This is a genomic window from Streptomyces sp. rh34 (genome assembly GCF_002551245.1).
GTDB lineage: Bacteria > Actinomycetota > Actinomycetes > Streptomycetales > Streptomycetaceae > Streptomyces.
The window spans coordinates 1-8279 of record NZ_NTGZ01000305.1; the positions used below are offsets into that span (position 1 = coordinate 1).

General features: G+C 72.5%; 7 protein-coding genes and 1 pseudogene. All 8 read left to right on the forward strand.

What is annotated here, in order from left to right; all coding sequences use genetic code 11:
* The coding region (locus CR470_RS33280; protein ID WP_107489522.1) for a carbohydrate ABC transporter permease at window positions 1-830 on the forward strand (830 nt) is incomplete at its 5' end.
* Window positions 817-1746: a carbohydrate ABC transporter permease gene (locus tag CR470_RS33285; protein WP_097871182.1), complete on the forward strand. Its 930-nt coding sequence runs from the start codon at window positions 817-819 to the stop codon at window positions 1744-1746. The genes CR470_RS33280 and CR470_RS33285, both read left to right, overlap by 14 nt.
* A 71-nt stretch (window positions 1747-1817) precedes the next feature.
* Window positions 1818-2582, forward strand: coding sequence for an SDR family NAD(P)-dependent oxidoreductase (locus tag CR470_RS33290; protein ID WP_097871183.1), 765 nt, complete (start codon window positions 1818-1820; stop codon window positions 2580-2582).
* Window positions 2570-4363, forward strand: coding sequence for a heparinase II/III family protein (locus tag CR470_RS33295; protein ID WP_257138999.1), 1794 nt, complete (start codon window positions 2570-2572; stop codon window positions 4361-4363). Before CR470_RS33290 ends, CR470_RS33295 begins: the two co-directional genes overlap by 13 nt.
* Window positions 4364-4420: 57 nt before the next feature.
* A complete protein-coding gene (locus CR470_RS33300; RefSeq protein ID WP_257139000.1) occupies window positions 4421-6352 on the forward strand; it encodes a hypothetical protein in 1932 nt (643 codons plus the stop codon).
* Window positions 6353-6355: 3 nt separating this feature from the next.
* Window positions 6356-6997 (forward strand): DUF624 domain-containing protein, encoded by a 642-nt coding sequence (locus tag CR470_RS33305; protein WP_257139001.1) that lies wholly within the window; start codon window positions 6356-6358, stop codon window positions 6995-6997.
* Window positions 6994-8076, forward strand: a complete 1083-nt coding sequence (locus tag CR470_RS33310) for a DUF1565 domain-containing protein (protein WP_097871185.1) — start codon at window positions 6994-6996, stop codon at window positions 8074-8076. Before CR470_RS33305 ends, CR470_RS33310 begins: the two co-directional genes overlap by 4 nt.
* A pseudogene (locus CR470_RS33315) lies at window positions 8064-8279 on the forward strand (SGNH/GDSL hydrolase family protein); the annotation flags it as partial. The gene CR470_RS33310 and the pseudogene CR470_RS33315, both read left to right, overlap by 13 nt.

The following is an 8279-nucleotide window of genomic DNA, read 5'->3' on the forward strand; positions in this document are numbered from 1 at the left end:
CGCCCGCGCTGCTGCACGCCTCGCTGTGGATCGGCCTGCCGGTGCTGGCCGCGGTGGCCCTGGCGTTCACGAAGTACGACGTGCTGACCGCCCCGCAGTTCGTGGGTCTGGACAACTTCCGGGACATGCTGGACGACGCGGTCTTCCGCACGTCCATCGTCAACACCGCCGTCTACACCTTCTTCACCGTGCCGTTCGGCATGCTGCTGGGCCTGCTGCTGGCCATGGCCCTGCACACCGGCCTCAAGGCGCGCGGCATCTTCCGCACCGCGGTCTTCCTGCCGCAGGTCACAGCCACGGTCGCCATCGCCCTGGTCTGGCTGTGGATCTACAACCCGGGCAACGGCCTGCTCAACGCGCTGCTGTCGTTCATCGGCATCGACGGCCCGGCCTGGCTCTCCTCGACGACGTGGGCGATGCCCTCGGTGATCCTGGTCGGCATCTGGCAGGGCATCGGCATGAAGATGCTCATCTATCTCGCCGCGCTCCAGTCGCTCCCCAGGGAGCTGTACGAGGCGGCGTCGGTGGACGGCGCGTCGAAGGTCCGGCAGTTCTTCTCCATCACGCTGCCGCTGCTGAAGCCCGCCACGTTCTTCGTGCTCATCACATCGATGATCAGCGCCTTCCAGTCCTTCGACCAGATCTACATCCTCACCGACGGCGGCCCCGCCAACAGCACGACGATGATGACCTACGAGATCTACAAGTCCGCCTTCCGGGAGTTCCGCGTCGGATACGCCTGCGCCCAGTCCCTGGTGCTGTTCGTGCTGCTGATGGGCTTCACCCTGGTCAACCGGCGGATCATGGGAGGCACCCGTGGCCACAGTTGATACGCGGAAGCCGGTGGACAGCATCACCGCGAAGCCGCGGGGGCGCGGCAGCCGGCGGCCGGTGTCCCCGGGCCGGGTCGCGCTCTACATCACGCTGTCGGTGATCTCCCTGCTGATGGTGGTGCCGTTCGCCTGGATGGTGATCACCTCACTCAAGTCGCCGGTGGAGATCGCCTCCCAGGACGCCGGACTCCTGCCCGGCAGCTGGCAGTTCGGCAACTACGTCGACGCGTTCCGGGCGGCCCCGTTCGCCACGTACGCCCGCAACAGCTTCATCATCGCGTTCAGTCACACCGTGCTGAACGTCCTGGTCGCCTCCATGGCCGGGTACGCGCTGGCGCGGATCAGGTTCCGCGGCAGCGAGGTGATCTTCTACCTGTTCATCGCGGCGCTGATGATCCCTACGTACACCAAGGTGCTGCCGGAGTTCCTGATCGTCCGCTTCATGCCGCTGGCCGGCGGGAACGACATCCTCGGCCAGGGCGGGAGCGGCTGGCTCGACACCTGGTGGGCGCTGATCATCCCGGGTGCGGTGACGCCGTTCGCGGTCTTCCTCTTCCGCCAGTTCTACCTGGATCTGCCGGTGGAGCTGGAGGAGGCGGCCCGCCTCGACGGCCTCGGCGAGTTCCGCATCTACGCCCGGATCATGACGCCGCAGGTCAAGCCGGCGCTCACCACCGTGGCGCTGCTGACCTTCGAGTCGTCCTGGAACAACTTCCTGTGGCCGTTGCTGGTGACCCGGACGGACAGTCTGCGGGTCATCCAGGTCGGGCTCTCCGTCTTCAAGACGGAGAACGGCACCCAGTGGCACTTCCTGATGGCCGGCACCACGCTCGCCACCCTTCCCATGGTCCTTCTCTTCCTCATCGGCCAGCGCTACTTCGTACAGGGCTTCGCCACCGCCGGTCTCAAGTGACCGGCCCCCGGCCCCCTGCGGCCGGGCACCGAATCCGGCCCCAGCGGCCGGAAACCGAAAGGGCTTCACCCATGTCTGCTGATCTGCAGGGCTCCCGCGCGCTGGTGACGGGGGCGGGGCACGGCATCGGCCGCGCCATCGCTCTCGCGCTGGCCGAGGCCGGCGCCGACGTCGCCGTGCACTACCACTCCTCCGCCGACCTGGCGGCCGACACGGTCTCGGCGATCGAGGCGCTGGGCAGGCGCTCCAAGGCGTTCGCCGCCGACGCGACCGTGAGCGCGGACGTGGACCGGCTGGTCGAGGAGGCGGCCGGCTTTCTCGGCGGACTCGACATCCTGGTCTGCAACGCCGGTCACCTCGTCGGCCGCTCGACCGTCGCCGAGATGAGCGACGAACACTTCGACCGGGTGATCTCCACCAACCTGTCCTCGACGTTCCGCACCGTGCGGGCGGCGCTGCCGCATCTGACACGGTCCCCTGCCGGACGCGTCATCACCATGTCCTCGCTCGCCGCGCACAACGGCGGCGGTCCCGGCTCGGTGGCGTACGCCGCCGCGAAGGCCGGCATCCGCGGCTTCACCAAGGGCCTGGCCAAGGAGCTGGCCGGGACCGGCATCACGGTCAACGCGGTCGCGCCGGGCTTCATCAAGGGCACCGCGTTCCACGACACCTTCACCGCGCCCGCGGCGCAGGAGGCCATGGAAGCGGGCATCCCGGTCGGCCGGGCGGGCACCCCCGAGGACGTGGCGTCCGCCGTGGTCCATCTGGCCTCGCCCGCTTCGGGCTTCCTGACGGCGACCACGACGGACATCGACGGTGGCGTATGGCCGCGTTGAGGCGGATCGCGCGGCAGCGCGGCGGCTGGTGGCACGCGTACGTCTGCCCGGCGCACGGGGTGGAGCTGGAGCACGGCGATCTCCTCGCCGGGGTGTTCCCAAAGGGCGGTGCGCGGTGTGCGCACGGCTGCCGGGTGGACAGCGAAGCGGTGCGCGGCGCGTGGCTGGTCCTCTCGCACCAGGCCTGGGCCCGTCGCCTGCGGGTGCTGGCGCACCGGGGCGAGCGGGCGGAGGCGGTGGAGCGGCTGGGCGAGTACGCGGGCCTGTACGCCGAGCTGGCCGCCGACTGCCACGGCGAGGCCCAGGGCTGGATGCTGCGCGGGCGGCTCTTCCACCAGGCGCTGACGGACGCCGTCTGGGCGGTGAACGTCGGGCACGCGGTGATCACGCTCGCGGAGAAGGAGGCCGGGGACCTGGCGGCGGTGCTGCCGCTGCTGGAGGCGCTGGAGGAGGCCGCGCTGGAGGCCCGGGACGTGCTGACCGCCCAGGGACACCTGGCCTCCAACTACACGGCGTGGCTGAACGCGGCCGGTGTGGCGACGAGCCGGGCGGCGGCCGCCGTGCGCGGTCGCCCGTGGGAGGGCGCCGGGAGGTGGCTGGAGGGCGAGCACGGGCTGTACGCGCATCTGCGCGTGGCCGTCGCCGACGACGGCTGGGAGTGGGAGGGCAGTACCTACTACCACGGCTTCGTGCTGCGGGCGGCGCTGCTGGCGCTGCGCTCCACCGACCCGTCCGCGCTGCCGACCGACGTGGTGGGCGTGCTGGCCGGGATGACGGACGTGCTGGCCGCCGTCGCGACGCCGGGCGGTGTGCTGCCCGCCCTGCACGACGGCCCCTACCGGCGCGACGCCCTCGGCCTTGAGTGGCTGGAACTGATCGCGCTGGCGCAGCAGTCGGTGCCCTCGGACGCGCTGGAGGCGGTGGCGGACCTGGTCCGTGCGGAGCTGGGCGACGCGGACGACGCTCTCGACCGTGAGCTGGGCGGCTGGTTCACCGGGCCCCCGCTCCCCCGGCGGGCCGCTTCCGCCCCGGTCACCGTGTTCCCCTCGACCGGGTACGCGGTGCTGCGGGCGGCGGGCGTCCACGCCCTGGTGGACTTCGGCCCGCACGGCGGATCGCACGGCCACCGGGACAAGCTCTCGCTGTATCTGTACGGCGACACCACCGCGTGGCAACCGGACCCGGGCCAGGTGCCGTACGCCCACCCGGACTTCCGCGACCTGTACACCTCGACGGCGGCCCACCCCGCGTTCCGGGTGGACGGCGCCGAGCAGGCCGAGTGCGCCGGTGCGCTGACGGCGGCGGACCCCGTCTCGGTGACCGCCGAGGTGACGGAGGCGTACGAGGGTGTCCGGGCGGTCCGCCGGGTGGCCGTCGGCCCGTGCTATCTGGTGGACCTGCTGACGGTGGAGGTCACGGGCCGGGAGGAGCCCCGCGTCACCGCCCAACTGCGTCCCGGCACCGCGCTGGACGTGCAGGTGCAGGCGGCGGGCCCGGTGCGCACCACCTGGTACGGGGACGAGACGCTGCACGGCTGGCACACACAGAGCACCGGGGTGCCGGTGCGCCCCCTCACGCTGCCGGGCCCCGGTCCGGCGGACGACCCGCAGCGCACCCGGACCCGGGTCGACTTCACGGCCGATGGAGCGCACGTCGTCTTCGCCTCCGTCTACCAGGCGGCGTCGGCGGGCCCCGCGGTGAGCGAGGTGCGGCTGAACGGTACGGAGCTGACCGTGGAACTGGCGGACGGTTCGATCGCCCGCTTCCGGACGGGGGGCTGAGCCGTGCTGCTCTCGGCGACTCCGCCACCCGGTCCGCGCCCCGTGCAGGAGACCCGGGTGCGCGAGGAGGCGGCCCGGCACCGCGGGCTGACCCCGCCCCGCACCCACCCGCTGGCCAGCATCACCTGGCTGGGCCCCGCCGCGTCCAACCCGGCCCTGGCCTACCGGATCGGCGGCGACCCGGCCGATCTCGCGGAGAGCGTGCGCTGGATCGAGGCGGCGTCACGGCTGCCGCACTGGGGCCGGGCCCATATGCCCGACCACGACCTGGACGCCGGCTGGCTGCTCCACCACCTGGCGCTCGCCCTGCGCTGGATCGGGGACGACCTGCCGGACGACGTGGCCGCGCTGCTCCGCTACAAGCTGATGATCCAGGGGCGCCGCCTGTACGACTTCGCGGTGGCGAGCGAGGGCCGCTGGTGGTCGTCCTCGTACTGGCAGAACCACAACTGGATCTGTTACGCGGGTCTGGCGACCGCCGGCTACGTGCTGGGCAAGGAGGAGTGGACCGAACGGGCGAAGTCGAACCTCGCCACGGTGCTGGAGGTGCTGCCCGAGGACGGTTCGCACGCGGAGGGGGTCGTCTACTGGCGTTACGGGGTCCCCTTCCTGGCGATCCACCTGGATCTGCTGGCGGAGGCCGAGGGCGTCGACTGGTGGGACCGGGGAGGCTTCATGGCGAACACCTTCGACTACCGGCTGCACCAGAGCGCGCCCGGCTTCGCGTTCACGATCGACCACGGCGACTGCCACGACCGGCGCAGCGGCCACAGCGCCGGGCTCTACTACCGGCTGGCCGCGCGGTACGGCATCGCCGAGGCGCAGTGGCTCGGCGACCTGGCCTCGGGCGAGCTGCTCCGGGCGGAGGCGGAGCACAGCGGGGTGCGGCCGGGCATCCTGCCGGAGGCGTACCTCGAATACCTCTGGTACGACCCGGCCGTCGTGGCCGCCCGGCCCACCGCGACCCGGGCGTTCTTCCCGGACCTGGGGCTGCTCGCGGCCCGCACCGGCTGGGACGCCGACGCCACCGCGGTGTCGTTCAAGGCGAGTCCGGGCGGCGGCCACCGGGCCTGGGAGACGAGCACGAAACACCGGGCGGAGCTGGGCCACGAGACCCTGAACCAGGGTCACCACCACCCGGACTCGGGCTCCTTCGTCCTGCTGTCGGGGGCCGCCCACCTCGCCGTGGACGACGGCTACAGCAACCGCAAGCGGGCGGAACACCACAATCTGCTGCTGGTGGACGGGCAGGGGTACGCGGACGAGGACCGTTACCACGTCTACGAGGGGATTCCCTATCTGCGGCAGGCCCGGCAGCGGGACGTGCTGGTGGGCGAGGAGGAGGGGTGGGCGCACGCCACGGCGGAGATCGCCGCGATGTACGACCCGTCCCTCGGGGTCCGCCGGCTGGACCGGACGCTGGTGTTCACCCCGGCGGGGCGGCTGGTGCTCCTGGACCTGGCGGAGTCTCAGGAGCCGCGGGAGTGGACGTTCCTGCTCCGGACGGACCGGCCTACGGAGGAGCACGGCGACGGCAGCCGGCTGATCAGGTCCGGCGAGGCCACCGCCCGGGTGCGGCGGCTGGCCCCGGGCGAGGCGTCGGTGCGCACCGGGGTCCTGGAGGTGGCGGCCAATCCGACGTCCAGCACGCCGGAACTGCGGCTCACCCGCACCCTGCACACGCTGGACGTGACCACTCCGGCCTCCCGCGCGGGCCTGTTCCTCACCGCCATCACGCCGGACGCCGCGTGCCCGGTCGCCGGGGCGGGGCTGGCCGAGGGCCACGGTGTGCGGTTCGCGGACGGCGAGGAGAGCGTGTTCCTCTCCCCCGTCGACCGCCGTATCCGGGGTGAGGGGCTCGCGGCGGACGCCGCCGCCGTCCTGCTCACCGCCGCCGGGTTCCCGTACGTCGTGGCGGCGACCCGGCTGGAGCTGGCGGGCCGGGTACTCCTGGACGTGACGGATCCGTACACAGGAAAGGTCGGGTAGATCATGGGGACACCTCTCGCCGGGGCGGTGGCGTCGCCGCCTGTTCCGGAAGCCACCCCGTCGGGCTGGCCGACGCTGCTGCGCAGGCTGGAGTTCATCGCCTACCCGGCCGCTGCCGGAGCCGCGTTCACCCTGCTGGCGCTGGGTGTGGTGACCTGGCTGCCGGCGCTCGCCGCGATGGGCCGCGCGCTCCAGCAGTGGCGGGTGGACGGGGACAGCCGCTGCTTCACCAACACGCTGGCCGCCTTCCGCGGCTACTGGCGCGCGCTGTGGCTCCACGGTCTGCTGTCCACGGCCGTCGCGTCCGTCCTGGCCGCCAACACCGTCTCTCTGCTGGGCCGTTCGGAGGCGTGGACCTTCCCGTTGCTGGCCGCGCAGGTGGGCATCGCGGCGGCGTTCGTGATCCATCATGTGGCGCTCGCGGCCGTGGCGGGCCGGGACCCGGACGGCGGTGTCCGGTCCTGGTCGGCCGGGGCGCTGGCGCTCGGCTTCGGGTCCCCGGCCCGGGGCACCGCCCTGCTCGGCGCGGTGATCTCCGCCGTTCTGCTCTCCCTCGTCGTACCGCTGGGGCCGCTGCTGCTCGGCCCGAGCGTCCCGGTACTGCTCGCCCTGTCCTTCGCCGATCCCAGGAGGCACACCCCATGACCCGTCTTCCGCGCACCGCCCTGGCCACCGCGCTCGTCGCCGGCCTCTCCCCGCTCGTCGTGACCACGCCCTCGGCCGCCGCCCCGGCGGCGAGCGCGTACTACGTGTCGCCGTCCGGCAGCGACGCCAACTCCGGCACGTCGGCGGGCGCTCCGCTGGCCACGATCCAGAAGGCGGTGGATCTGGCTCCGTCGGGCGCGGTGGTGAACCTGGCCCCGGGCACCTACCGACAGGACGTGGTGACCGCGCGGGCCGGGGTCACCGTCACCGGTCCGTCGAACGCCGTGGTGAAGGGCGCGGGCGGCGCCCGGATCATCCAGGTCCGGCATGACAGCACGACGCTCAGCGGCTTCACCGTCGACGGCCTGCACGGGTCGGCCTCGGACGTGTCGGGCTACCGGCTCAAACTCATCTATGTCATGAGCACGACGCCGGGGAACGGGGTCGGTGGCCTGCGCGTCACCGGCATGATCCTCAAGAACGCGGCCGACGAGTGCCTGCGGCTGCGCTACCTCGTCACGGGGGCCGAGGTGAACGACAACACCATCACCGGCTGCGGGGTCGCCGACTTCGTGTTCGACGGTGGCGGGAAGAACGGCGAGGGGATCTACCTCGGCACGGCACCCGAGCAGCAGGGAGCCAACGGGGCTCCGGACGCGGCGGCCGACGTCAGCCGGAACAACCGCATCCACCACAACACCATCGTCACGCGCGGCAACGAGTGCGTGGACGTGAAGGAGAACGCGACGAACAACTACGTCGAGCACAACGACTGCAGCGGCCAGCGCGACCCCAGCTCCGGCGGGCTGGACGCCCGGGGCAGCGGCAACATCTTCCGCTACAACACCGTCCACGACAACGTGGGAGCGGGCGTCCGGCTCGGCGGTGACACCGCGACGGACGGCACCGCGACCTCCGTCTACGGCAACACCATCACCGACAACGCGGGCGGCGGCATCAAGTTCATGCGCACCCCGCAGGGCCCGGTCTGCTCCAACACCATGAGCGGCAACACGGGCGGCGACGCGGTGGGCACCTACGGCAGCTCCTACGACCCGACCGGTGTGTGCCCGCAGTGAGCGGCCGGGGGCCCGCGAGACGCGGGGTTCTGTACGCGGCGGCAGCCGGGGCCGCCACGGTCGCCGTCACGGCGACGGACGCGCGCGCGGCGGGGGCCACCGGCCCCGGACGTTCGCGCTGGAGCACCTCCTGGGCCACCGCCCAGACCGCGCCGACCGCCGCCGATCCGCTGGCGTACGCCGGGCTGACCGACGGCGACTGC